Origin of the sequence: Xenorhabdus entomophaga (assembly GCF_037996725.1) — a bacterium.
Taxonomy (GTDB): domain Bacteria; phylum Pseudomonadota; class Gammaproteobacteria; order Enterobacterales; family Enterobacteriaceae; genus Xenorhabdus; species Xenorhabdus khoisanae.
Map to the genome: position 1 here is coordinate 1 of NZ_JBBMXH010000018.1, position 26048 is coordinate 26048.

24 protein-coding genes are annotated in these 26048 nt (G+C 43.5%); 5 read left to right on the forward strand and 19 right to left on the reverse strand.

What is annotated here, in order from left to right:
• Positions 1-87: 87 nt before the first annotated feature.
• The 8 genes from AAC854_RS05710 to xseB all read right to left on the reverse strand — a co-directional run bounded on the left by AAC854_RS05710 (position 88) and on the right by xseB (position 8780).
• A complete protein-coding gene (locus AAC854_RS05710; RefSeq protein ID WP_340616264.1) occupies positions 88-348 on the reverse strand; it encodes a PAS domain-containing protein in 261 nt (86 codons plus the stop codon).
• Positions 349-690: 342 nt separating this feature from the next.
• Positions 691-1917, reverse strand: coding sequence for an MFS transporter (locus AAC854_RS05715; RefSeq protein ID WP_340616265.1), 1227 nt, complete (start codon positions 1915-1917; stop codon positions 691-693).
• 17 nt (positions 1918-1934) lie between these two features.
• Entirely contained in the window at positions 1935-2648 is a 714-nt protein-coding gene (locus AAC854_RS05720) for a 2OG-Fe dioxygenase family protein (RefSeq protein ID WP_340616266.1), read from the reverse strand.
• A gap of 12 nt (positions 2649-2660) precedes the next feature.
• Positions 2661-4022 carry an ATP-grasp domain-containing protein gene (locus AAC854_RS05725; RefSeq protein ID WP_340616267.1) on the reverse strand — a complete coding sequence of 454 codons (1362 nt, stop codon included), beginning with the start codon at positions 4020-4022 and terminating at the stop codon, positions 2661-2663.
• 54 nt (positions 4023-4076) lie between these two features.
• A complete protein-coding gene (locus AAC854_RS05730) occupies positions 4077-5246 on the reverse strand; it encodes a KamA family radical SAM protein (protein WP_340616268.1) in 1170 nt (389 codons plus the stop codon).
• A gap of 310 nt (positions 5247-5556) precedes the next feature.
• Positions 5557-7422 carry a 1-deoxy-D-xylulose-5-phosphate synthase gene (dxs, locus tag AAC854_RS05735; protein ID WP_340616269.1) on the reverse strand — a complete coding sequence of 622 codons (1866 nt, stop codon included), beginning with the start codon at positions 7420-7422 and terminating at the stop codon, positions 5557-5559.
• Positions 7423-7585: 163 nt separating this feature from the next.
• Entirely contained in the window at positions 7586-8518 is a 933-nt protein-coding gene (gene ispA / locus AAC854_RS05740) for a (2E,6E)-farnesyl diphosphate synthase (RefSeq protein ID WP_340616270.1), read from the reverse strand.
• A gap of 4 nt (positions 8519-8522) precedes the next feature.
• A complete protein-coding gene (gene xseB / locus AAC854_RS05745; RefSeq protein ID WP_047962145.1) occupies positions 8523-8780 on the reverse strand; it encodes an exodeoxyribonuclease VII small subunit in 258 nt (85 codons plus the stop codon).
• A 229-nt stretch (positions 8781-9009) separates the two neighbouring features.
• Here xseB and thiI point away from each other — a divergent pair, with 229 nt between their 5' ends.
• Positions 9010-10458: a tRNA uracil 4-sulfurtransferase ThiI gene (gene thiI / locus AAC854_RS05750; protein WP_340616271.1), complete on the forward strand. Its 1449-nt coding sequence runs from the start codon at positions 9010-9012 to the stop codon at positions 10456-10458.
• A 67-nt stretch (positions 10459-10525) separates the two neighbouring features.
• Here the strand turns inward: thiI and yajL are convergent, their stop codons facing one another.
• Positions 10526-11113: a protein deglycase YajL gene (gene yajL / locus AAC854_RS05755; RefSeq protein ID WP_340616272.1), complete on the reverse strand. Its 588-nt coding sequence runs from the start codon at positions 11111-11113 to the stop codon at positions 10526-10528.
• Positions 11073-11987 carry a 2-dehydropantoate 2-reductase gene (panE, locus tag AAC854_RS05760; RefSeq protein WP_340616273.1) on the reverse strand — a complete coding sequence of 305 codons (915 nt, stop codon included), beginning with the start codon at positions 11985-11987 and terminating at the stop codon, positions 11073-11075. The genes yajL and panE overlap by 41 nt, the downstream gene beginning before the upstream one ends.
• 175 nt (positions 11988-12162) lie before the next feature.
• Between panE and AAC854_RS05765 the strand changes: the two genes are divergently transcribed.
• A complete protein-coding gene (locus tag AAC854_RS05765; RefSeq protein ID WP_340616274.1) occupies positions 12163-12654 on the forward strand; it encodes a YajQ family cyclic di-GMP-binding protein in 492 nt (163 codons plus the stop codon).
• A gap of 306 nt (positions 12655-12960) precedes the next feature.
• Here the strand turns inward: AAC854_RS05765 and AAC854_RS05770 are convergent, their stop codons facing one another.
• From AAC854_RS05770 to AAC854_RS05810, 9 genes are all read right to left on the reverse strand, one after another.
• Positions 12961-14328: an MFS transporter gene (locus tag AAC854_RS05770; protein ID WP_340616275.1), complete on the reverse strand. Its 1368-nt coding sequence runs from the start codon at positions 14326-14328 to the stop codon at positions 12961-12963.
• A 145-nt stretch (positions 14329-14473) separates the two neighbouring features.
• Complete coding sequence (cyoE, locus tag AAC854_RS05775) at positions 14474-15358, reverse strand: heme o synthase (RefSeq protein WP_340616276.1); 885 nt, start codon at positions 15356-15358, stop codon at positions 14474-14476.
• A 12-nt stretch (positions 15359-15370) separates the two neighbouring features.
• Positions 15371-15703 (reverse strand): cytochrome o ubiquinol oxidase subunit IV, encoded by a 333-nt coding sequence (locus tag AAC854_RS05780; protein WP_047962152.1) that lies wholly within the window; start codon positions 15701-15703, stop codon positions 15371-15373.
• Positions 15703-16314 (reverse strand): cytochrome o ubiquinol oxidase subunit III, encoded by a 612-nt coding sequence (locus tag AAC854_RS05785; RefSeq protein ID WP_340616277.1) that lies wholly within the window; start codon positions 16312-16314, stop codon positions 15703-15705. Before AAC854_RS05785 ends, AAC854_RS05780 begins: the two co-directional genes overlap by 1 nt.
• A complete protein-coding gene (gene cyoB, locus AAC854_RS05790) occupies positions 16314-18296 on the reverse strand; it encodes a cytochrome o ubiquinol oxidase subunit I (protein ID WP_340616278.1) in 1983 nt (660 codons plus the stop codon). Before cyoB ends, AAC854_RS05785 begins: the two co-directional genes overlap by 1 nt.
• A 4-nt stretch (positions 18297-18300) precedes the next feature.
• The gene (gene cyoA, locus AAC854_RS05795; RefSeq protein WP_340616279.1) at positions 18301-19266 is read right to left on the reverse strand and encodes a cytochrome o ubiquinol oxidase subunit II; all 966 of its coding nucleotides are present in this window, start codon (positions 19264-19266) and stop codon (positions 18301-18303) included.
• A 350-nt stretch (positions 19267-19616) separates the two neighbouring features.
• Positions 19617-20384 carry a nucleoside-specific channel-forming Tsx family protein gene (locus tag AAC854_RS05800; protein ID WP_340616280.1) on the reverse strand — a complete coding sequence of 256 codons (768 nt, stop codon included), beginning with the start codon at positions 20382-20384 and terminating at the stop codon, positions 19617-19619.
• Between the two features lie 278 nt (positions 20385-20662).
• On the reverse strand, positions 20663-22192 hold the full coding sequence (ampG, locus tag AAC854_RS05805) for a muropeptide MFS transporter AmpG (protein WP_340616281.1): 1530 nt from the start codon (positions 22190-22192) through the stop codon (positions 20663-20665).
• A gap of 71 nt (positions 22193-22263) precedes the next feature.
• Positions 22264-22851 carry a lipoprotein gene (locus AAC854_RS05810; protein WP_340616282.1) on the reverse strand — a complete coding sequence of 196 codons (588 nt, stop codon included), beginning with the start codon at positions 22849-22851 and terminating at the stop codon, positions 22264-22266.
• Between the two features lie 239 nt (positions 22852-23090).
• Here AAC854_RS05810 and bolA point away from each other — a divergent pair, with 239 nt between their 5' ends.
• From bolA to clpP, 3 genes are all read left to right on the forward strand, one after another.
• Positions 23091-23414: a transcriptional regulator BolA gene (bolA, locus tag AAC854_RS05815; protein ID WP_340616283.1), complete on the forward strand. Its 324-nt coding sequence runs from the start codon at positions 23091-23093 to the stop codon at positions 23412-23414.
• Between the two features lie 378 nt (positions 23415-23792).
• Positions 23793-25097 (forward strand): trigger factor, encoded by a 1305-nt coding sequence (gene tig / locus AAC854_RS05820; protein ID WP_340616284.1) that lies wholly within the window; start codon positions 23793-23795, stop codon positions 25095-25097.
• Between the two features lie 261 nt (positions 25098-25358).
• The gene (gene clpP, locus AAC854_RS05825; RefSeq protein WP_340616285.1) at positions 25359-25982 is read left to right on the forward strand and encodes an ATP-dependent Clp endopeptidase proteolytic subunit ClpP; all 624 of its coding nucleotides are present in this window, start codon (positions 25359-25361) and stop codon (positions 25980-25982) included.
• The last annotated feature ends 66 nt before the right edge of the window (positions 25983-26048 follow it).

Sequence of the window (26048 nt, forward strand, 5' to 3'; positions counted from 1 at the left end):
GATAAGCATAACTCAGTCCTCTTTTTTGCCTTTTTGTTTCTGGAAAATCAAAACTCGCAAAATTTGGACTGAGTTTCTTTGACACTCCTACCATTTTGAAAAGTTATATATTCGTTGCATAGACTGTAAGACCTGACGGTCATGTTCTTCAGAAAGGTGAACGTGATGATTGAAAGAAATAGGTAATTCTTTTTCAGAATACCCGATAGCATTAAAATCTTCAGGTAAATTATTTAATTCAATAAATACCTTATTTGTATATATAAAACGCAACTCCTTATCTTTTACAGACCATGAGTCATGACTCTTATTCCACATATTTGTTAACTGAGGGGTTATTTGACTCATATATAACCTTAAATAATTATTAATATTCCTGTTATTTTCCAAGCCTTTGCTTTGTTAGTTTCACCCGCCCAGTGACATGGTTATCTGTAAGTCTTGGGATAACTCCAGTTCGAATGGGTTGCTGTAGGCAGGGTAACGAATTTATTTAAGATGGAATGTGAGAGGTGTTTGCTATCCATGTAACCGGTTTCATGGGGTATGAAAATGTGATCTTTGTTGCAATTTTTGATATTGCTATTACTGAAAAAACAAGAATGGACTGTTACGAATAGGAGATTTGATTTTTGGTATTATGTTTTTAGTTATCCTCTTAATCGGTGCTGATTATTATATTTCTAACCATTACACTTTGCTTGCAGTAAATCGCCGGCTCCATACTAAGACCAGCACCAATACCGTCAGCGGCAATCCGTGGAATATCAGGATCACGATGGAAGGTGGCAGCCAGACGTAGAATGGGGCGACCAGTAGCATACCTATCCCAAAGCCTGTCATCTGCAACAGCGTCAGCAAACTAAAAATCGGCAGGCGTAAGTTTTCCGGCTCGCTTTGTGCCCGTGAAATCAGGCTGACTTCCGCGATCCCATCACCCATGCCTGCCCAGATTGTAAATGTCAGTAGCCAGAATACGCTGCTTTGTTGAAAGGTGAGGATAAATCCGGTCGACATCAGAGCGACACCGATAAAGAACAGTTTTTCCATTCTCAAGAGGTTGCGGCTACGCAGCAGATAGCTAGTTAATCTCGCGCCACTAAATTTCCCTATCGCCCATGTCGCCAGCAATAATCCCATTGTGGTACTGGCATTATCAGGTGTCAGGAGTTTCGAAATGATGGGGAAACCAACGTTATGGGCGGCGCTGCCCAGTGTGTCGGCCAGGCTGAGAAACAGCATTCCTGCCAGCATGGGAGCACTGCGCAAACCAAGACGCAACTCGCGCCATTCGTTACCCAGTTCTCTTGATATTTTCTGCTCCGGTAAGGAGAGAAAACGCAGGGGCATAATCAGGATAGCCGCCAGTAGATAAGTGATGATATTGACAATGAAAACCATTTCATAACCACTGCTTGCGACCAGCAGCCCCGAGACGAGGCTACCAAATACAGCTCCTGTAGCAGCGACAGAGGTTAACCAGGAATTAGTTGAAATGCGTTGGGAGGCGTGTACCCAATAGGGCAGTTGGCTGTTTAACCCGATAGCAAACATTGAGTTGCCTAAGCCAATGCCGAAGGCAATCATCGGTAAGATCAGTAATTGCTGTGATGTGGGGATCACCAATAGCAGAGACAGCAAAATGACACGTACCAGATCAAAAAAGACCAGTGGCCATCTTCCCGCAAATCGTCTGAAAAATGGTGTTCCGATCAGGCTGGCGATGATGCCGCCAGCAACACGACAGGCAAGAAAAATACTGACGTGCATGACGCTATTACTGAGCAGGTAAACGTAGGTGGATAGCGCCACCATATTCAGGAATGCACCAAAATCAGAAACAAACCGGGCACTGACGATCAATAAGGCATTAAGGCTTGACCAACGCAAATTCAAACTATTTTCCTGACTTGACATTATTATTAGCTCTCTTGTTATTCAGGGAGTTGCCGGAAAGTCACCAGCAAGAGATCCCGAAATGCCGCATTTGTAGGAGATACTTGTCGAACATTGCTTGCTCGATGATAAAGTTGTTTATCATTTATTGCGAGTGTTTCAAGAAAGTGTCCCATTGCGGTGTGTAATAAAGGAGGCGCTTCATGGGCGGTGGCGTGAACTTCGGAAATCACGGGTTCAGTATTGTGGCTTTGGATAAAGTGCATAAAGATCCAATCCTGACCATCCTGATGAATTCCGGAAGTCGTCGGGCTTTCTTTACCCGCCTGCGCTTTTACACGAAATTGGTGAATATCAATCGCATAGTGATGTGCCTTTGTTAGTCGATCACCTAAAATCGCAATATCCGTTGTCAGGATGCTCTGCATAATCGGGTGAGTGATAAACGCCTCTTCCGCATAGCTGAGTTGATTGGCCCCTTTTTTGTATTCAATGTCATAAGTGATGGATGAACGATATTCTGTGTCCCGATTGAGTTGAAGTGGGGTTCCTGTGTCGGGATGATAATAATAGCGCAGGATGCGCCTTTCTCTATAGGTGTAATCTTTAAAGTTCTGATCTAATACCAATTGATTCCAATGTTCTTTAAATGTTCTTATTTCTTTTGGATCACAGGAAATAAATTCACTGAAATGAGGAATGTGGCAATAATGTTCATTTATCAAACGTGCAGATATAGTTGCAATTTGCATCTCTTGGCTACCTTATGGAACAGGAACAATAATAGGGTTAACGTGCTCAATCATTTCTTGGTGTAGGGCATGGGCATCGGAAGTATCGTCTACTTTTGCCCAGCATCTGAGCAGGTAATGTTCTTCGGTTTCTGCATTGATGTAGCAGTCTGCGGGTTGCGGAATGCATTCGATCACGTTTGGATGGTTTTTCATATGCTCAATGTTATTGATGCCTTGAAAATATCCGCTCTTTTCAGGGTACATGGCTAACATCGAATAATGTTGTTTAGCTGTTGTAGCGCGTTGTTGGGCAAGATTTATCCGTGTATCAATATCCTCTTCTTGCAAAAGAATGGAGAGATATAGCTGGTATGGATCTAATTCGGCAATATCACGGAAAGATGAATTCACAAACAATCCACCGAGACGTGGATTAATCTCAATAACGACCGGGCCATCGTTAGTCATTCGGAATTCAAGATGCGCAATGGCATAGTTCAACCCGACAGCTTTTATACAGGCTATAGCGTAGTCTCTGATCTGTTCCTGCTGTGAAGGAGAAAACGATACTGGCGGGCAAATCAGCAAGTTTTCCAGTACGGTGTTCTCTTTCTCAGTAAGGATGAGTTTTTCATTGATTAAAACCGGATGTACCATGTGCTGGCTGATGGCACATTCGACTGTGCCTTCTACACCCTCAAGGTATTCTTCCAATAGCAGGCTTTTGCCCGGTATGCTGATATGTTTTTCACCCTCTAAGGTGAAACATTCCTGTTTATCCCCCATAAAATCGATGTAAACCGAGTGAGCATAGTAAGTTGTCAATGCGTGATAGTGTGCTTTAAGTTCAGGCCAATCACGGCATTTTTTGATAAAAACGGAAGCTGCCCCAAAAGGAGGTTTTGCAATTAAGGGATAGCCAACTTTCTTGGCTTGTGAATAGAGTTCTTCTTCACTGTGACACAGCGCATGACGTATTGACCTAACGCCGTGCTTTTGCAGAGCCTGACGCATTAAAAATTTATTGTTGCAAGCTGCAATTGCGGAGGCTGACGCATTTGGTACGCCAATGTCTTGACAAACCTCTGCAACAATACAGCCAACTTGACCGTGAGTAGATGCTTGGCCCGCGTAACATAAAATACCGCGCAGGGTATAGGTTTGCTGCAAGGTGGTGACAAGAGCCTGTAAGGCTTCCTGTGTCAGTGATTCCAGATAGAAAACATCATCGCTATCTATGTATAGACGTTCTGTATGCTGGCGTCCTTGCAGCGCGGCTGTCAGGCAAGCCATCCCCATCTTTTTGGCTGCGGCAAAATGGGTTTCCCGATATCTATAGCGTGGAATTTTGGCATCATCGATATCAACAAACAAAATTGCGTTTTGTTTCATTTGGCACCCTTAAAATAAATAGGTTTTATAATTTGCTGAAAAATAATGGATAATTTAGTTATCCAACCATTCACATTGCTCGTCCTGCCAGTTGATAAAACGGTAATAACGTTTGCCATCGATAGTTTCAAAATGAGGCATCTCGTCTGGGCTAGTAAATAAAGGCACGGTGAATTTTCCTTTCATATGTGGCAGGACATATTCTGGTAAGGCGATGTTGGAAACTCGACGCTTGAGTTTGTTCATGATGGCGATGGCATCGTTAATTGACGCTTTATATTCCGATGAGCCGGGAGAGAAAGGCATAAAGTGGTAGAGATAGTAAGGTTTTACTCCCATGCGATACAGATCGATAAACAGTTTGTGGAGGATTTCTTCACTGTCATTGATGCCGCGCAGGAAAGGCATGTTAGAAAAAACAATCGGCACGACACTTTGAATGCGGCGTATGGCGGACTGAAATTCTTGGCTCAACTCAAATGGATGGCAAACATGAACACCAAAGGCATTGACGCGGTGTTTTTTCAACGTATCAATGAGAGCATCAGTAATTCTGTAAGGATTGAATGTCAGAGCACGGGAATGCACACGGATCAGCAGATCCTCTCTAATCTCTCGAATGGCAGCTAACGATTCATCTAGTTTGTTATCTGTCAGCATTAATGGATCGCCACCGCTCAGGATGACTTCTTCCACTGAAGGCGTATTTTTAATGTATTCGAGCGATTGTTGGAAAGAGCTGCGTCCGGCATTCGATTTGCCTGAATCAACTTTCAATGTTCTCAGGGCTTCAAAACAGAATTGGCAGTAAGAATTACAGGCGTTTACCATCCGTAAAATGACGCGATTGTCATATTTATGCTGGCAGATAGAGGTTTTCATCTCATCATTGAGTTCCCAATTTTCAGATTCGCCATCGTAACCATTGAGTTTTTCTTCTTTCCAGAACGGAATGACTTGCCGCCAGAGAGGGTTTGTTGTGATATCGCCAGATTGGTTGGTGGCTAAGATCCTGCTGAGATAGTAGGGGGTGATTTGTATTTTCTGGCCTTGCAAATTTTGTTGAATACGTTGAGTGATTTCTTCATTCCATCCGCCACAGGCAGTACGTAAGGATGCTTCATCACGTAATGCGTTTTTTTGTTGCCAGCGCCAGTCGAGCCAATTTTTATCAGAATTAAACAAGAGCTGCTGTGAATGGGGAACGACATTGATACTATTCATTATATACAATCTCAATATTTATTAGTGTTTAGTTAGTTTCTATTGTGTTGCATAGATAACAGACATAATAACCATGCCAATTAAATGGTTATCATTGTGTCGATTTTTAGTCAAATGAATCTCTGTTATTTGAGAGCTACAGAAGAATTTAAGAGATTGGTGTATTAAATATTGATTCTTATAATGAGTTTTTTGAATGTGTTAGGGGATTAAATGAAATATCTCAATAGTAAAATTTGGTAGGGTGAATATTGATATGGGGAGAATAATGGATGAATGTTTTTATTAAATATTCATCCATTATTAGAGATTATTTAGCCAGATATTTCTCGATATTATTTTGAATACCTGTCGCATCCAGACCCAAATCAGCGTGAAGCTCTTGCTGTGTTCCCTGCGGTATAAAATAATCCGGTAAGCCAAGGTTTAATACGGGAATCGGCCGTTTTTCCTGCATCAGAAGTTCGTTAACGCCACTGCCTGCACCGCCCATAATGGCGTTTTCTTCCAAAGTCACCAGTAAATCATGGCTGTCCGCCATATCCAGTACCAGCTCTTTATCCAGCGGTTTGACGAAACGCATATCGACAACTGTTGCATTCAGGTTTTCAGCCGCTTGCAATGCGTAGGGCAACAATGTACCAAAATTAAGGATCGCAATTCGCTCTCCCTGACGACGGAGCACGCCTTTACCTATCGGCAATGTTTCCAGTGGCTGAAGTTCGGCTCCAGTTCCTGCGCCGCGAGGGTAACGGACGGCTGTAGGGCCTTCTTGATAGTGATGTCCGGTATGCAGCATCTGGCGGCATTCGTTTTCATCGCTGGGGGCCATGATCACCATATTTGGGAGGCAACGCAGAAAGGATAGGTCGAATGCCCCCTGATGGGTTTGCCCATCTGCACCAACAATGCCGCCACGGTCGATGGCAAACAGCACTGGCAAATTCTGGATGGCAACATCGTGGATCACCTGATCATAAGCGCGTTGCAGGAAGGTGGAATAAATGGCAACAATAGGTTTGTAGCCACCGATAGCCAAGCCCGCGGCAAATGTGACGGAATGTTGCTCGGCAATCGCGACATCAAAATACTGTTCAGGATATTCACGGGAGAAACGTACCATGCCGGAACCTTCCCGCATGGCCGGTGTGATCGCCATCAGTTTTTTGTCATGGACGGCTTCTTCACACAGCCAGTCACCGAAGATTTTGGAAAATGTCGGACGAGTGTCCACACTTTTGGGCAGGGAACCCGTCTTTGGATCGAATTTGGGAACCGCATGCCAACTGATTGGGTCTTTTTCCGCCGGCGCATAACCACGGCCTTTTTTGGTCATGATATGCAGGAATTGCGGCCCTTTCAGTTCACGCATATTTTTTAAGGTTTGGGTCAGCGCCAGTACGTCATGTCCATCCACAGGCCCGATGTAGTTAAACCCAAGCTCTTCAAACAGCGTTCCCGGAACGACCATACCTTTAAGATGTTCTTCGGTTTTTTTCAGCAACTCTTTGATGGGGGGAAGGTTGGAAAAGACTTTTTTACCGCCTTCACGCAGCGTTGTATACAACTTGCCCGACAGCAATTGTGCCAGATGGTTATTCAACGCCCCGACGTTTTCAGAGATAGACATTTCATTGTCATTGAGAATAACCAGCATATCAGGGTCAATATCCCCTGCATGGTTCATGGCTTCAAAAGCCATGCCCGCCGTGATGGCGCCATCCCCGATCACACAAACGGTTTTGCGGCCTTTGCCTTCGTGTTTCGCCGCGATTGCCATACCTAGGCCGGCGCTGATTGAAGTGGATGAGTGGCCCACACATAAGGTGTCATATTCACTTTCATCCCGCCACGGGAAAGGGTGCAGACCATTTTTCTGGCGAATAGTATCAATGCGATCACGACGTCCGGTTAAAATTTTATGTGGGTAGGCCTGATGGCCTACATCCCAGACCAAATTGTCAAAGGGTGTTTTATAAACATAGTGAAGTGCGACGGTGAACTCGATAGCGCCAAGGCCGGAAGCAAAGTGACCACTGGAGCGGCTGACACTGTTCAGCAAAAATTGACGCAGTTCATCGCATAACTTTGGCAAAGTGTCTTTGGGTAGCAGGCGAAGCTCTTCTGGAGTCTCCGCCAATGCCAATGTTGGATATTTCGCTATATCAATGCTCATGCTATGCCTGTATAAAATGCTATACCCGTTGAAAGTTGAATATTAAGAACCCTATATTATCTGTGTGTAATTGCCGGGTTCACTCCATAATACGTTCTTATTGATTATTGGGTCTTTATATAACTAATGGCCATATTAATTGATCATTAATATGGCCTGTTTTTTAGCTGTTTCTTTCAATGATAAAACCAGCCAGTTCTTTTAAGGTTGTGGTGTTATATGACTGTTTTTCCAGCTCTGCGAGTGCAGCGATCGCTTCTTCATACAGAGCCCGGGCTTTTTTCTGGGCTTGTTCCAGACCCAATAAGGCAGGATAGGTGCTTTTGCCAAGTTGTTGGTCATTGCCTTGACGCTTGCCGATAATTTCAGTATTGCCAATGACATCCAAAATATCATCATGTACCTGAAATGCGAGGCCAATGGATTGGGCATATTGATCCAACAAAGGCAATACTTCGTGACCACGTTGTCCTGCACTATAAGCCCCTATTCGGGCGGCAGAACGTATCAATGCACCTGTTTTATGTCGGTGGATCTGCTCCAGTGAGGCAAGGTCGATCTGTTTACCTTCTGCTTCTAAATCCAGTGATTGTCCACCACACATCCCGGCAAAACCACCGGCACTTGCCAGTTCAGCGATCATGGCAAGGCGGTCAGATAAGGCAACATCCGGCATATCTTGTTTTGCCAAAATTTCAAAGGCCAGTGACTGTAAGGCATCTCCCGCCAGAATGGCCTGACTTTCACCAAATTTGATATGGCAGGTGGGCTGACCACGGCGTAAATCGTCGTTATCCATGGCGGGTAAATCATCATGGATCAATGAATAAGCATGGATACATTCTAATGCGAGGGCAGCGGCATCAAGACTCTCTTTAGGCAGACCGAACATTTCGCCCACACTGTAAACTAAAAATGGGCGTAGCCGTTTTCCACCCAATACCGCCCCGTGTTGCATTGCTGTGCCTAACGGGCTGTTTAAAAAGGGTAATGAAGAAAATGTCGCTATCAGCCTGTCATTGACATGTTGCTGACAAGCACGCAATTTTTCCTCAAAAGAGTGCTCTTCAAAAGGAGTCTCGTATTGTTCAGACATAAATTTACTCAGCATCGGACGAAAATTCATCAAGTGGCGATTGTGCGTCATGATTCAATAAAATTTGCACTCGTTGCTCCGCCTGCTGAAGAGTTTTCTGCCCCTGTCTTGCAAGTTGAATTCCGCGTTCAAATTCATTCAACGCATCTTCTAATGGGAGTTCCCCGGATTCCAGCCGAATAACAATTTCTTCCAGCTCTTTCAACGAGCTTTCAAATACTGGAGTTTGTTCGGTTTCTGATGTTTGATTTGCTTTAGACATAATGACTTAACGTATGGTTATTTAACGAATTACAGCAAAGCAAGTTCGCTACAGAATTGCAGAGTACCCTACTACACCAAGAAAAATAAATCATGTGTTACCACTGTTTTTTTTACAGTCGATATCGCGAGATGGTGTTATACTCTGCACCCTATCCAACTGAACACTTAAGAACCATCATGGACATTGTTTGTGATAGTTCAACATTGAATGACTACTATATCTTACTATGAAGTTTATCATTAAATTATTCCCAGAAATCACGATCAAGAGCCAAACTGTCCGTTTACGCTTTATTAAAATTCTTGCCAGCAATATCCGTAATGTGCTGAAAACATTTGGAGAAGGCATTGCTGTTGTTCGTCATTGGGATAATATCGAAGTTCGGGTCAAAAATGATAATCTCGGTGCAGAAATTTGTGACGCACTAACACGTATTCCGGGCATTCATCATATCCTGCAAGTAGAAGAGAGAGATTTTCGTGACTTGCATCATATCTTTGAACAAACTTACGAAACATATGGCCATTTGTTGCCCGGTAAAACGTTTTGTGTTCGTGCCAAGCGTCGCGGCAAACACAGTTTTACTTCCAATGAAGTTGAACGCTATGTTGGTGGTGGTTTGAATCAGCATATTGAATCCGCCAAAGTTAAGTTGACCCATCCTGATGTGACCGTCAATTTAGAAATTGATCAGGACAAATTGATTCTGGTTAAAGCCCGTCATGAAGGCATCGGCGGCTTCCCTATCGGTACACAGGAAGATGTGCTGTCACTGATTTCTGGAGGGTTTGATTCCGGCGTTTCCAGTTATATGTTGATGCGTCGTGGCTGCCGTGTACATTACTGTTTCTTTAATCTTGGCGGCTCTGCCCATGAAATTGGCGTGAAGCAGGTTGCTCATTATTTGTGGAACCGATTTGGGCGTTCCCATAAAGTCCGTTTTGTTGCTGTCGATTTTGAGCCTGTTGTCGCAGAAATTCTGGAAAAGGTTGAAGACGGGCAAATGGGCGTTGTGCTGAAAAGAATGATGGTCAGGGCGGCCTCTAAAGTTGCTGAGCGCTACGGTGTGCAGGCGATCGTCACGGGGGAGGCGTTGGGACAGGTTTCCAGTCAGACTTTGACTAATTTAAGGCTGATTGATAATGCTTCAGATACGTTGATCCTCCGCCCTCTGATTTCTCATGATAAAGAACACATTATTAAATTGGCTCGTGAAATTGGTACAGAAGATTTCGCACGCACGATGCCAGAGTTTTGTGGTGTGATTTCAAAAAGCCCAACCGTGAAAGCGGTTAAAGCCAAAATTGAAGCAGAAGAAAACAATTTTGATTTCGAGGTCTTGGAGCGGGCAGTGAGTGAAGCTCAGAATCTGGATATCCGCCAGATTGCAGAGCAAACCAGCGAGCAGGTTGTGGAAGTGGAAATGGTGATGGAATTTTCCTCCAATGATGTGTTGCTGGATATCCGCTCTCCAGATGAGCAGGATGATCGTCCGTTAAGCATGAATGATATTGAAATTCAGTCATTACCTTTTTATAAGCTGAGTACCCAGTTTGGCGATTTGCCGAAGGAAAAAACGTATTTGCTCTATTGTGAACGTGGCGTGATGAGCCGTTTACAGGCACTTTACCTGCGTGAGCAAGGTTTTGAAAACGTGAAAGTGTATCGGCCTTGATTTGAACTTAAAAACATTAGGCTGCTTTTATAACGTGCTTTATAAAGCAGCCTATGTAATGAGCTAATTACTGGTAATTATTAATACCGGGCGGTAATACAAGTTGAGCGGCAACTTCTGCCGCCTTCTCTTTCCCTTTTAATAACTCAATCAGTTTTAAGGCGAAGTCAAAGGCGGTAGCTGGCCCTTGGCTGGTCAGCAAATTAACCCTTTCATCGAAATAAACCCGCTTATCAATCCATTTTTCTGGTGCAATTTTATCTTGCATACCGGGATAGCCGGTCATGTTACCGATGGGAAAAAGTTGATGATATTCCAGCACAATAGCGGGAGATGCACAGATTGCCGCAATGATTTTCCCCTGGCTTTGTGCTATTCGAATCTTTTCCACTACCAGTAAACTGTCTCGAAAACATTCTGCACCTTTTAACCCTCCGGGCAGAACAACGGCATCAAAATCTTCGTCCACGACATCAACTAAAGGAACATCAGCAACGATTTTGACACCACGTGAACAGGTTAGTATGAGAGTACCCTCTGTTTCGGTGCTGGCCACAGTAACATCGATTCCAGCTCGAACAAGTAAATCAATTGTTGTGACTGCTTCTATTTCTTCACTGCCATGAGCCAGGCAAATAAGGGCTGAGGCGCTCATATTCTCCCTCCTTGCGTTTAATGTAATGATAAACAGCCATATTTTCTGTGACAGGCAGGCCGTGTGTACGCGCCCTACGCAATAAGAAACCGGTAATGTAGTCTATTTCTGTATGTCGTTGTGCACGTATATCTTGCAGCATGGATGAATAATTTTCGGATGTCTGCTCAATCACATTCATGACGTAATCAACGAGTGTCTGTTTGGTTGTATGGATACCATCATGTTCCATGACCCGGTGAATTTCATCACACAGTAATTGAATATGTGTAACGTGATGTTGTAGCTCACCATTTTTGCAATCATGGATTACTGTGAGTGGATTAATGACACAATTAACGGCAAGTTTCATCCAACTGATGGCATGTATTTCATTATGCCATGCCACATCAGGGAGCGCACAGTGCAAGATATCAGCCAATTCACTGAGTTTACTGGCATTAGCAGTCACTGAGCCAATGTGGGTAATACCCTGTGATTTGTGATAAACAATGCCATTTTTCCGATAGGCACCATGAGTAGTCACGCCAAGTAAAATCGGATTGGGAAGAGGCAAAAACTCTTCCAAAGTCCCCATGCCATTGTGTAATAACAAAATTGGGCAATGGGGAGAAAGTTTATCTACAAGGTTATTAAGCGCGTCAGAGACCTGCCACGCTTTTAAACAGACCAGAAGTAGTTTGCTTTCAGCGAGGTGCTTTTCGTCATTAGCCGGAAGTTGTTGATTAAAAGCCTGACCATTGAAATTTTCGATATGGACGGAAACAAAAGGTTGTGGAACCCTTAACCATCCCTGAACACAGAAATTCTGTTTGGATAAGGCGGCAAGCCACAGTTTACCTATAGCGCCACAGCCAAGAATCGTTATTTTCATATTTCTTCCTTGAGGGACGCTTGCATAGGGAACCTCGATGTTTAATTTGACGCTAACTGACCTCAAAACAGGGTAAAATTCCTAAAGATCGCTAAACCTCCCGAGTATAGATCTTTTGCCAATAATGGAAAGCGGTTATCATGCCGATTTGTTGATTAGTAGGAGGTGACGGGTAATGCCATCATTCGATATTGTTTCAGAAGTTGATATGCAGGAAGTGCGTAACGCAGTAGAAAACGCACAAAGAGAGTTAACCAATCGCTGGGATTTTCGCAACGTCAACGCGAGCTTTGAGTTAAACGAAAAGAACGAATCAGTCAAAATTGCGAGCGAATCTGATTTTCAGGTGAACCAATTGGTCGATATTCTGCGTGAAAAATTTGCGAAACGCGGAATTGATGGCTCTGTGCTCAATATTTCTGAAAATATGGTTCACAGCGGTAAAATATACAGTGTGGAGGCTACGCTGCTGCAAGGTATCGATACACCGTTAGCGAAGAAAATTGTGAAGCTGATTAAAGACAGTAAGCTGAAAGTACAAGCTCAGATTCAGGGTGAACAAGTGCGGGTAACAGGAAAAGCACGTGATGATCTGCAAAGTGTCATTGCATTGATTCGTGGTGCAGAGTTAGGGCAGCCTTTCCAGTTTACGAATTTCCGTGACTAATTTCCGCTATAGATGAGTTTTGGGACGAATTGACGCAATTTTTAAGGCTGATTTTTTGAAACACGACAAGAAATTGTGAATTTGTCCAATGGGAGAGGGCTATTCAACCCTCTCTCAATGCGTTATTCCTGAAACAGGATACCAGCTTAATTGCTCACTAATAACCTTTTCAATAATTACTAATCTTTCAAATAAAATAGCACGGTGTCATCACACGCCGTACTTTCACCGTACTTTTAAGTATAAATCTTGTGAATCGTAAACCCCACTTTGTTACGGATATAGCAAAGTTACGAACACAGCAAGTTATTCATGGGATGATACAATTTGCTCTAATTGTGCACGGTTGGTCAGTTTGGTATCGACTTTGACGTAGGCACTCAGCTCTTCTGGTACGATGACGATATCTTTTACGCCAGCCTGCGCCAATATCTTTTTCTCCAGACTATCCGGGGTGGGCAATTGTTCAGGCAGAATAAGTCTGATGCTACTGACATACGGAGGTTGCCGTAATGTGAGGCTGATAATAAACCAGAGCGTAGTCAGCGCTATCCCGCCCATAAATACCAATGATGCACCTTGCAGTTCATAAAGCATTCCACCGAGAATTCCTCCTAAAGCAACCCCAAGAAATTGGCTGGTAGAGTAGACTCCCATAGCAGTGCCTTTATAGCCCGCAGGGGCTTCTTTGCTGATAAGTGAAGGCAAAATGGCTTCCATGATATTAAATGCCAGAAAGAAGATTTGAATGCCAGCAAAGATCCCCCAAAGGTGTGACCCTTGCGACCATAAAACGACTTCTGCAATGAATAGCATACCGATGCAAAGTAAAAATACTTGTTTCATGCGACGTTTGGTTTCTGCGTAAATAATGAAAGGCAGAACGGCAACGAAAGAAATAAGTGTGGTAATTAAATACACTTTCCAGTGCTGTTGCGGGGGAAACCCCACTTTTTCCATGATAAGGGGCAGGGCAACGAAACTCGACATCAGTAAAGTATGTAGGCTGAGAATACCAAAGTTGAGTTTTAGTAATTGGGGATCAGAGAGTACGCGTTTAAAATTACCCCGGGCAAACCCAGATTCACGATTCAGAACATGTTTATGTGTATTTGGAACAGCGAATAGTGTGATTAAGATTCCACAACTGGCAAGGACTGCAATTGCCCAAAACAGGCCATTTAAGCCGATGTGGTGGGTAATGATAGGGCCGACGACAATAGCGAAGGCGAATGTAATGCCAAAGCTAATGCCGATAAATGCCATGGCTTTTGTTCGGTTCTGTTCGCGGGTCAGGTCAGAAAGCAATGCCATGATTGCAGCGGATATTGCCCCTGTGCCTTGTAAGGCGCGCCCAATGATAATGCCCCAGATAGAGTCACTAAGTGCTGCAATAATACTGCCTAATACAAAAATGAGTAGTCCACCGATGATTAAGGGCTTTCTGCCAATTTTGTCTGAAAGTAACCCAAATGGGATTTGGAATATTGCTTGTGTTAATCCGTAGATACCAATAGCAATTCCAATAAGTGCCTCTGTCGAATCATGTAGTTCTAAGCCATAGGTCGTCAGAACGGGTAAGACCATGAACATACCTAACATTCGCAGAGAGAAAACGGAACCTAAACCCCATGTCGCCCGACATTCAAGCGGAGTCATTTTATTATCGTTCATGGATACCTCAAAAAATCTGATATGACATTTGACTTAATTGGATGGGGCAAACTGAAAAGATATGTTTGCAGCCAAATAATTCGTCATTGAGTAAAGAGATAAAGGAAAGGGAAAGATGACAGGGCAATCCCTGTCATCTTTGATATTACCAGACGTAAGTTAGCAGGCTTTCTGGAGATGCTGATGAATCTACAGACATCATGACGCTTAATGACATGATAGCGACAATAGAAAACAGGAATAACTTACGGGCCCAAATACGGTCATTGGAGGTTTTATAACCTGACAATGCCATACCCAGCCACCAGATACTCACTGCAGCAGCTACGACGAGATACTTATAGCCCGCATAGCCACTAATAGTTAGCATCAGAGTAGCAACCATAAAGGCCAGAATATACAGAGTGATGTGGTTTTTCGCGACTGCAATACCTTTAATCACTGGCAATACTGGGATGTTGGCTGCTTGATAATCCTTGAACCGAAAAATAGCAATGGCATAAGAGTGGGGCATTTGCCACAAGCTGAAGATCAACAATAAAATCAACGCGCCTGTATCAAAATGTCCCGCTACTGCACAGTAACCAATCACGGGCGGTGCTGCGCCTGATAAGCTACCAACCAGCGTGCCATAAACAGATTTTCTTTTCATGTAGAGGCTATAAACCCCAACATAAACGATAAACCCGATGAGAGCTAACTGCATTGCTAAGGCATTGGCTGCTACATAGAGCAGCACTATGCCAGCAATACCTAACACTGAGGCGTAAATCAGGCTGATTTTCGGATCGATAAGCCCTTTCACAAGGACCCTCTCTTTTGTTCTTTCCATGATACGGTCGATATCGCGGTCGATATAGTTGTTGAATACACAACCTGATGCTACCACCAGCGATACCCCGACCATCGTTGCAAAGAACAAGGGGTAATCTATTACGCCCTTGGAAGCGAGTAGAAAACCACCAATCGCAGAAATTAGATTCCCGAAAATAATTCCTGGCTTGGTCACTTGCAGGTATTGCTTAATCATTCAAATCAACCCTTAATCAACCATCATATTGATGTTCAGGTTGTACATGATCCACAGAGAGCCAACAACAACAATAGCGATGACCAGTAATGTGAATATTAAAGCAACGAGGTTCCAACGCTCTTCAGACGATGTATTCATGTGCAGGAAGCAGATGAAATGAACAAAGATCTGAATAACCGCCATAACGACTACTGTTATCAGGATTGAGCTGTGTGAAGCAGTACCATCCATCACCATCCAGAATGGGATCACGGTCAGTATGACTGACAGAACAAAACCAATCATATAGGTTTTGAAACTACCGTGGCTGGCGCCGGAATGAGAAGTATTTGGATGACTCATTACATAGCTCCCATCAGATAAACGACAGTAAATACACAGATCCATACGACGTCGAGGAAGTGCCAGAACAAGCTCAGGCAGTTCAGACGCGTACGGTTGACATCAGTCAGGCCACGGCGTGAAACCTGAATCATCAGAATAATGTTCCAAACCAGACCGAAGGTTACGTGTAGGCCGTGAGTAGAAACCAGTGCAAAGAAAGCAGACAGGAATGCACTTTTATCAGGGCCAAAGCCTTCTGTGATCAGTTTATGGAACTCATACACTTCCATTGAAACGAAGCCAAGGCCAAACAGGAAGGTAACAAATAGCCACAGGTTAACTTGACCAACTTTACCTTTGTTCATGCTCAGCATGGCGAAACCGTAGGTGATACTGCTGAACAACAGCAGGAAGGTTTCAACCAGCACAAATGGCAGTTCAAAAATCTGTTTACCTGTTGGGCCGTCCGCAGTGCCGTTAACCAGCACTGCATAGGTAGCGAACAGACTTGCAAACAGAATCAAGTCACTCATCAGGTAGATCCAGAAACCAAATACTTTGTTGGCTCCTGTATCGTGGTGCCCATGAGCGTCATGGGCGGCTGTGTTATTAAGGGTTTGAGTCGACATTATTTCACACCTGCCTTTCTCAGTTCTTCGTAACGCTGACTTTCAACTTTCTCGACTTCAGCTACAGGAACGTAATAATCAACGTCTTCATCAAAGCTTTTCACGATGCAACTGATGATAATGCCAGCGAAACTTGCAATAGCCATCCACCAGATATGCCAGATCATCGCGAAGCCGAAGACCAGACAGAATGCACTGATGATCACGCCAGCGCCTGTATTTCTAGGCATATGAATTTCTTCATATTTAGCAGGACGCTTATATTCAATGCCTTTTTCTTTCATATCCCACCATGCATCACGAGTTTGGATGTGTGGAACTTCAGCAAAGTTATAGAACGGTGGGGGAGATGAAGTTGACCATTCCAGAGTACGGCCACCCCATGGATCACCAGTCAGGTCGAGGTTTTGGTTGCGATCACGGATACTAACGTAGAACTGGATAACCTGACACAGAATACCCAAGGCGATTAAGACAACACCACCAGCGGCAACCACCAGCAAAGGGTGGAATGCTGGGTTGATGTCTTGGCTCAGACGACGAGTCATACCCATGAAGCCCAGTGCATACAGCGGCATAAAGGCAACAAAGAAACCCGTGATCCAGAACCAGAATGCACGGACACCCCATTTTTCATTCAGAGTGAAACCAAATGCTTTCGGGAACCAGTAAGTTGTACCTGCGAAGCAACCGAATACCACACCGCCGATGATAACGTTATGGAAGTGAGCAATCAGGAACAGACTGTTGTGCAGAACGAAGTTCGCACCCGGTACTGCCAGCAGAACGCCGGTCATACCACCAATGGAGAAGGTGACCAGGAAGCCAACAGTCCACAGCATTGGGGTTTTGAATTCAATGCGACCACGGTACATGGTGAACAGCCAGTTGAAGATCTTAACCCCGGTCGGGATGGAGATAATCATCGTGGCGATACCAAAGAAGGCGTTAACATTCGCGCCGGAACCCATGGTAAAGAAGTGGTGCAGCCATACAATGAACGACAGGACGGTAATAACGATTGTCGCCCACACCAGTGAGGTATAACCAAACAGGCGTTTTTTCGAGAAGGTTGCAGTGACTTCTGAGAAGATACCAAAGACAGGCAGAACCAGAATGTAAACTTCAGGATGACCCCAAGCCCAAATCAGGTTGATGTACATCATCATGTTGCCGCCCATATCGTTGGTAAAGAAATGGGTGCCCAGATAACGATCCAGAGTTAACAGTGCAATAGTGACTGTCAGGATTGGGAACGCAGCAATGATCAGTACGTTAGTACACAGTGAAGCCCAGGTAAATACAGGGAGTTTCATCATGGACATACCGGGTGCGCGCATGCGCAGGATGGTCACGAAGAAGTTAACACCTGTCAGCAATGTACCTACACCGGAGAGCTGCAGACTCCATATCCAGTAATCGACCCCAACTCCCGAGTTATATTCCAGACCCGATAGCGGTGGATATGCCAGCCAACCTGTTTGTGCAAACTCACCTACCCCCAGAGAGATGTTGATCAGTGCGACACCGACAACAAATAACCAGAAGCTCAAGGAGTTCAGGAATGGGAATGCAACGTCGCGAGCCCCGATTTGCAGAGGAACCACGATGTTCATCAGACCGACAACAAAAGGCATCGCCATGAAGAAAATCATGATAACGCCGTGAGCGGTAAAGATCTGATCATAATGGTGCGGGGGCAGGAAGCCTGCTTCACCAGCGGAAGCGAGGGCTTGCTGTCCACGCATCATGATAGCATCAGCGAAGCCACGAACCATCATTACCATAGCAACGACGATATACATGACACCAATTTTCTTATGGTCAACGCTGGTTAACCATTCACTCCAGAGCCATTTCCATTTACGGAAATAAGTCAGGGAACCAGCAACAGCCAACCCCCCAAGCAGGATCCCCAGCAATGTCACCACAATAATGGGTTCATGTAATGGGACCGCATCCAGTGTTAATTTTCCCCACATGCCTTTATTCCTCAACACCTGAATGAGCCGGCTGACTCATATTCATATTATGACCCGCAGCTTCACCATGTTCTGTTTTGCCATGATTTGCCATGCCATGCATACCACCATGACCCATGTCACCCATGAATTTAGCAATGGTTTCTTGGAACAGTTTTGGTTTCACGCTTGAGAAGTATTCAACTGGGTTGTTTTGGCTTTGTTTAGCCAACTCATTGAATGCTTGCACGGTATCCAGGGTTTTAGGTGATGCTTTAACTTTCTGCACCCACTCTTCAAAACCTGCACGATCATCAGTTGCTGTTGCAGTAAATTTCATGCCTGAGAAGCCATGACCACTGTAACTTGCTGAGAATCCATCGTATTTACCTGATTCGTTAGCAATTAAGTGCAGTTTTGTCTGCATACCTGCCATTGCATAAATCTGGCCACCTAACTGTGGGATGAAGAAAGAGTTCATCACAGAGTCAGAAGTAATTTTGAAGTTAATTGGAACATCTTTCGGGAATGCAATTTCGTTTACGGTTGCAATACCCTGTTCCGGATAGATAAACAGCCATTTCCAGTCAAGGGAAATAACTTCGATCGTCACCGGTTTTACATCACTGTCCAATGGCTTATATGGATCGAGTTCATGAGTCGTTTTCCATGTAATCGTTGCCAAAGTGATGATAATCAAGATAGGCACTGTCCAGACGACAAGCTCAATTTTATTTGAGTGTGCCCAGTTTGGACGATAAGTTGCAGATTTGTTGGCTTCCCGGTAACGTAGAGCAAAAATAATTGCCATTACGATAGCAGGAATAACAACGATCAGCATCAAGCCAAACGCTGTTAGTATCAGCGTTTTTTGCTCGGCGCCGATCGCCCCTTTGGGATTCATCAATACCATATCGCAACCACTTAGCATTAAAGTGGCTGCGAGTAGTGACGATAACCCAATAGTTTTTTTGTATTTCATAAGTCTCATTGAGCGACCCCAGATAACAAAAGCTTTATTGTCGTTTCATCAGTGGGGGCATTCTACGGTATGGTTACCGGAGTGTAAACAATTGTAATAGAAGCAGGTTAGCTTGTAGGCTTTTTATGTTAGAGGGATCACATGTAGTGTGAGATTTAACAAAAAGTTAACTTCGGGTCGTTATTTTAACCAAGAAATCAAAATAGACAGTTATTTTAGATTAACGTTCTCTTTTTTAAAAGAAAAGATTGATAGAAATCAAAGGAAAAATGCCTAAAAATACTTTCCGGATAATAGGATAACTACTATTTATTGGACTCAATGAGCAGCCAGAGGCTGCCCATGGGTTAAATTAATATCTAGAAGTTATATTTTACACTATAAACAATACCATCCTGCCAGAAATCTTCTCCCAATTTGTTATCTGCATAACGGTATTGAATGCCGGTTGTAAAAGAAGGATGCGGAGTCCACCACAATGCGATAGCGCCATTCACGCCTTCGCGTCCGCCGTTGCCGTAGCGCTGATTGCGGTTCAGTTCAATTTCATTCCAGTTTGTAACGCTGAATTTTTGTTCCCAAAGGCTGAAATCGTACCCGGCAACCCAACCTACAACATAACCGTTGTTTCCTGAGTAGAAAGTTTGGTCAACATAGTGCAGTGCGACGAAAGGCTTGAACCAAAGTCCTGCAAGATTAGCGTTGTAGCCCAATCCGTAAAGTGTGTTGACTTCATGGAAGTTTCCGCCATTCGCTTTGCCTGGTAATGAATAGGTTCCATAGACGTGACCATAAAGGTTGAAACCGGTATCCCCCAAATAGAAGCGACCTGTTGTTTTGAAGGTATAACGTTGGTTATCACCTGGTTGAGCATTTTTACTGTTAAATGGGTTTTCTAAATCAGCGAAACCATAGAGTTCGCCCCAGTTAAAGCCTGCTCCACCTTCTAGTTCCAGATAAGCGAAATCATCTTTATGCGAGGTTTGCCCGGTTTTTTGTGTGGTGTGCTTGTTCCAGTCAAGGTAGTTCATGCTGACATTAGCAAACCCCCACTGGTATTCCGCACAAGCTGAAGCAGAAACCAAGGCAGTAGCAACTGCGGAGAGTGTTAAAATATGTCTTTTCATAAATTCCCTTTATATGCTTTTAAGGTGGTTAAAGATATTTCGAATAGTTCGAAATAAAATACGTTCAAATAATAATATTTGTTAGTTCGAATATAAATAATTCCATCCTGAAAAAGATGTTTTTTGAGTCACATAATGGTAGTTTTTTATTTTACTTGTGAAGTTTGTCACTAAAAAAAGCAACAGAAGACTGAACTTTGTTAGCCTTCTGTTGTAAGAGATAGGTGTAATAGCGTTGACTAACGAAAATTTGCCAGCGTATTTACTTGAGGAACATCCTAAGCGAGGTTAGTTCTTCTCAACGCCAAATAATCCAGAATTCCCCCCAGAACCAGACCAAAAGCCCCAATAGCCACGCCCCATGACAACATAGGCGATATCACATCACTGATATGATTAATATTTAGGAGATAGGCCTGAAAAGCTAAAGGTAAATAAATAGCTATATGACTAACAAGGAATATTAGAATGTTTAATATTAGCCAAACGACAAAGAGAAGGGCGGCACATATCATGGCAATAAAAGCTAATCGGTAATGATTGCCAAATAATGTCCGGGAAATAAAACCATCATTTTCCTGAGTGTAAATTAACGTCTTACGGCAGATGAGCAACAGTGCAAGCCCCGGTAATCCAATCACAACAGAGAACAGATAAAACATCGGCCAACCGTGTGCTTCCGCAAACCACCCTGCTACGGGGCCAACATAAACCCGACCAACTGCTGCTAATGCAGAAAGCAAAGCGAATTGTGTTGCTGAAAATGATTTATTGCACAGTGTCATCAATAGTGCGACAAATGCCGCTGTTCCCATACCGCCGCAGATATTTTCCAGAAAAACAGCCGCACCCATTGTATAGATGTCTTTAGGCGTCACAGCAAGTATCCAATATCCGAAGTTTGAAACGGTTTGCAGAATGCCAAATATCATCAAGGCACGGAACAAGCTCAATTTATGCATCAAATAGCCGCCGTACAATGCGCCGACAATGGTAGCAGCAAGTCCGAGCGTTTTATTGATCATGCCAACTTCAGCAGCATTGAAACCAACACCACGAATGAGGAAGGTAGTACTAAGTGAAAGAGCGAAAGCATCAGCCAGTTTATACAGCACAATCAATAACAGGATAAGCCAGGCATTATTTCGGCTGAAAAAATCAGACAAGGGTTCGAATACTGCCTGATGTAATGTTTTTGGCGGTGCATTACTGATTTCTGGTTCTTTGGCTATCAGAGTGGCATAAACACCAATCAGCATCAGACCTGCCATAATCCAATACATATTTTGCCAGCCGATATAGACAGTCATCAATAAAGCGAGCCCACCGGATACCAGCATAGCCAGCCTATACCCCAACACAGAAACAGCGGCCCCTGAACCTCGTTCTTCCTGTTTTAGTAAATCTGTTTTGTAGGCATCAAAAATAATGTCTTGGGAAGCTGAAAAAAATGCAACAGTAACAGCTAATGCAGCGAGCCACCATAAATGCTGGGATGGCTGAAGAAATCCCATCGCAGCAATACTGACAACCAATAAAAGTTGAGTAATGAGCATCCATCCCCGCCGACGCCCTAAAAATGAAAGGGAATATCGATCCATTGCGGGTGCCCAGAGAAATTTAAAAACATAGGCTTGACCAACCAAAGTGAAAAAACCGATAGTTCGTATATCGATATTTTCGACAGTCATCCATGCTTGTAATGTTCCTGCTGTGAGTGCAAGAGGCAGACCTGAGGCAAAGCCCAGTAATAGAAGGGTCAGATATTTGCGTAATACAGATAGGTTTAAATAACTATGGTTAGTCATGAGCCTTCCAAAAACTTTCTGCATATTATCTGATTTTCCAGAGTCAGGCAGAAAGTCTATTTATTATACGGTTAGCGAACGTTTTGTTTAATGAAGGTGCTGACTGAGGAGTCCTGAGCCATGTCTGCGATCACATCAGATAAGACAGTATTTACGGCGTCAGCAATTTTTGCGTTTGTTGCACTCAATGGCCCTTGGACATTGTAGCTAGTACGATAGTTTTTAATCTGTTTACTACCGTCCTGAGCATAAACAACAATGGAGATCTCTGCTTTTGCTGAAATATCATGACGCAGGCTGCCTTCTTTTACGTTGGCATAGAGCTGATTTACAATGACTTGCAAATTGGCATTAGAGGGAGAGCCAATCATATAGCCGCGAGCTACCATTTGCTTTTCCAGTGCTTCTTGAAGTAAAAAGCGTAAGTCGCGGGAAGGGACTAACGTGACTAATCGTGCATCGCGATTAATTTGGGCCAGGGCTTGAGATTGACGATGGTCGACCCCACTAATATTGATTGTAATCGCTTTCATCGTTGGGTCTGCTGGTGGCAGGGTAATTTTAGGCTGAATAGCCAGTGTATTACCTGAGTCTGCACAGCCAGATAAACCAGTTAAAAAGAAAAGCGTAATCAATGGAATAAATATTTTCTTTAGCATTTAGGTTTTCTCAATTCAAGATTCGAGTATCCGACATATTAATACAGTAGTATAAACAGCCGTAATCATAGCATTGCCATTGGTGACGGCATATCCCTGATGATTGAAACTCAGGGAGAAATACCGCAAGACAATTCTGTTAAAGAGATTTGGTTATCCCCGAAGTTATAAATTATGGGAAATAAACTAGAATCAATGATGTGGTTGATAAATAACCTTTGGTGATTAAGGAGAATGAGATGGTTCGTCAGGAAATAGAAACAAAGTTACGGGCGGCATTTAAGCCTTCTCATCTGGAAGTGATCGATGAAAGTTATCGTCACAATGTGCCAGCAGGTTCTGAAAGCCATTTTAAAGTTATTGTGGTAAGCAATGAGTTTGTTGAACAAAGAATGCTCAGCCGCCACCGCTCGGTATATAGTATTTTGGTTAAAGAGCTGGAAGAAGGCGTACATGCTTTGGCACTTCATACTTATACGGAAAAGGAATGGGCAGAATTGGGAGATACAGTTTTGGTTTCCCCAGCGTGTCGTGGAGGAAGTACAACGACATCAAGCTTATGATTTTTATCGATAATCCAATAGCCTGTCTGGTTTTATTTTATTAATCTGGATTTAATTTTAGATGGCAGCCTTCGGGCTGTATTTTTGTTTATATAAATATTGCATAAACAGTATCGTGACGGAGTCATTGAGTAACGTTTATCACATAAGTCAACGAATCATGCATGCTTTTGTCTGCAATTCTCGACTCATACTGTCTGCGTCGCTATAATGCTGCGTCTAAATTTTTAGAATGGTTTCGGGACGCTTCTGATCACAGGGATTCTCGGTTATTAAATGCGACCGCCCCGGTTCTTAAAGAGTGCTGCAATCCGCTTTTTTAAGCATTGCAGTCATTCTGAAGTTGACCGAGCACTATGATTTTTTTGAGGTAACAAGATGCAAGTTTCTGTTGAAACCACTCAAGGCCTTGGGCGTCGTGTGTCAATCACCGTTCCTGCTGCCGATATCGAAAAAGCAGTTAGCAGTGAACTGGTTAATGTAGCAAAGAAAGTCCGTATTGATGGCTTCCGTAAAGGCAAAGTGCCAATGAAGATCGTTGAGCAGCGTTATGGCGCTTCTGTTCTTCAGGATGTTCTGGGTGATCTGATGCAAAGTAATTTCATCAATGCGATCATTGAGCAGAAAATTAATCCAGCAGGCGCTCCAAGCTACAAACCAGAACAGTTCAAAAATGGAGAAGACTTCACTTATGCAGTTGAGTTTGAAGTTTATCCAGAAATCGAACTGAAAGGTCTGGAAGAAATTGAAGTTGAAAAACCTGTCGTTGAAGTTAAAGACGCAGACGTTGACACCATGCTGGATACCCTGCGTAAGCAGCAGGCGAACTGGAAAGAAACTGATGAAGCAGCAACTGCGGAAGATCGCGTAACTGTTGATTTCACTGGTTCTATTGATGGTGAAGAGTTCGAAGGCGGTAAATCAGCTGATTTCGTTCTGGCAATGGGCCAGGGCCGTATGATTCTTGGTTTTGAAGATGGAGTCGTTGGTCACAAAGCAGGTGAAGAATTTACTATCGATGTGACTTTCCCAGAAGAGTACCATGCAGAAAACCTGAAAGGTAAAGCTGCGAAGTTTGCGATCAACTTGAAGAAAGTTGAACAACGTGAACTGCCAGAACTGACTGAAGAGTTCATCAATCGTTTTGGTATCGCGGATGGCACTGTTGAAGGTCTGCGTACTGAAGTTCGTAAGAACATGGAACGTGAACTGAAAAATGCTGTTCGTAACCGCATCAAAACTCAGGTTCTTGATGGTCTGGTTAAGGCTAACGAAATTGACGTTCCGGCGGCAGTTGTTGACGGTGAAATTGATGTACTTCGTCGTCAGGCAGCTCAGCGTTTTGGCGGCAATGAAACACAAGCACTGGAACTGCCACGTGAACTGTTCGAAGAGCAGGCAAAGCGTCGCGTTGTTGTTGGCTTGCTGTTAGGTGAAGTTATCAGCAGTAATGAGCTGAAAGTCGAAGAAGAGCGTGTTAACGCACTGATCGAAGAGATGGCTGCTGCTTATGAAGATCCAAAAGAAGTTGTTGAATACTACAGCAAAAACAAAGAAATGATGAACAACATTCGCAACATTGCTCTGGAAGAGCAGGCTGTTGAACTTGTTCTGAGTAAAGCTAAAATTTCTGAAAAAGAAACTGGCTTCAATGATCTTATGAACCAAAATCAACTGGCATAAGTTTCATTTATTGATTGCCTGAGATGATGAAATCTCACTCTCAATGAAGTAAACCCGCAGGCTTAGCTTGCGGGTTTTTTTTATTTTTCTTGAAAAAAACAGATTTAACCTCATATCCTTTCTTACTATTATGTAAGAGCTTACTACTTTTTAGAGGGGAAAAGCCCCTTGTTAGTTAACTTTGGATCATGGTCATCATCGCTTATCTCAAGTAGAATCAGTTATGAATGGCACCAGCGTGAGTTCTATTAGGAGACGGAAATGTCATACAGTGGCAAGCAAGATCAATATGCACCTAACATGTCTTTGGTGCCGATGGTGGTTGAACAAACAGCGCGTGGGGAGCGTGCATTTGATATTTACTCCCGCTTATTAAAAGACCGTATTATTTTTCTGACAGGGCCAGTTGAAGATCATATGGCGAACTTGGTTGCCGCCCAAATGTTATTCTTGGAAGCAGAAAACCCAGAAAAAGATATTCATTTATATATCAACTCGCCGGGTGGGGTTATTACTGCTGGTATGTCTATTTACGACACGATGCAATTTATCAAGCCAGATGTGAGTACCATTTGTATGGGACAGGCCTGCTCAATGGGGGCATTTCTGTTGACTGCTGGAGCAAAAGGCAAGCGTTTTTGTCTGCCGAACTCCAGGGTTATGATCCACCAGCCATTAGGTGGTTTCCAGGGGCAGGCAACTGATATTGAAATCCATGCACAAGAAATACTCAAGGTTAAAGCCCGTATGAATGAATTAATGGCAAAACATACAGGGCAACCACTTGATAAGATCGCTGTGGACACAGAACGTGACCGTTTCTTATCAGCTGCAGAGGCCGTAGAATACGGACTGGTTGATAGTATATTCACCCAGCGCAACTAATTTATTGACAATTACTTTATTACTCCGGCGCTAGTCTTTTCTGGGCGCTTCTTTATGTTGACGTTA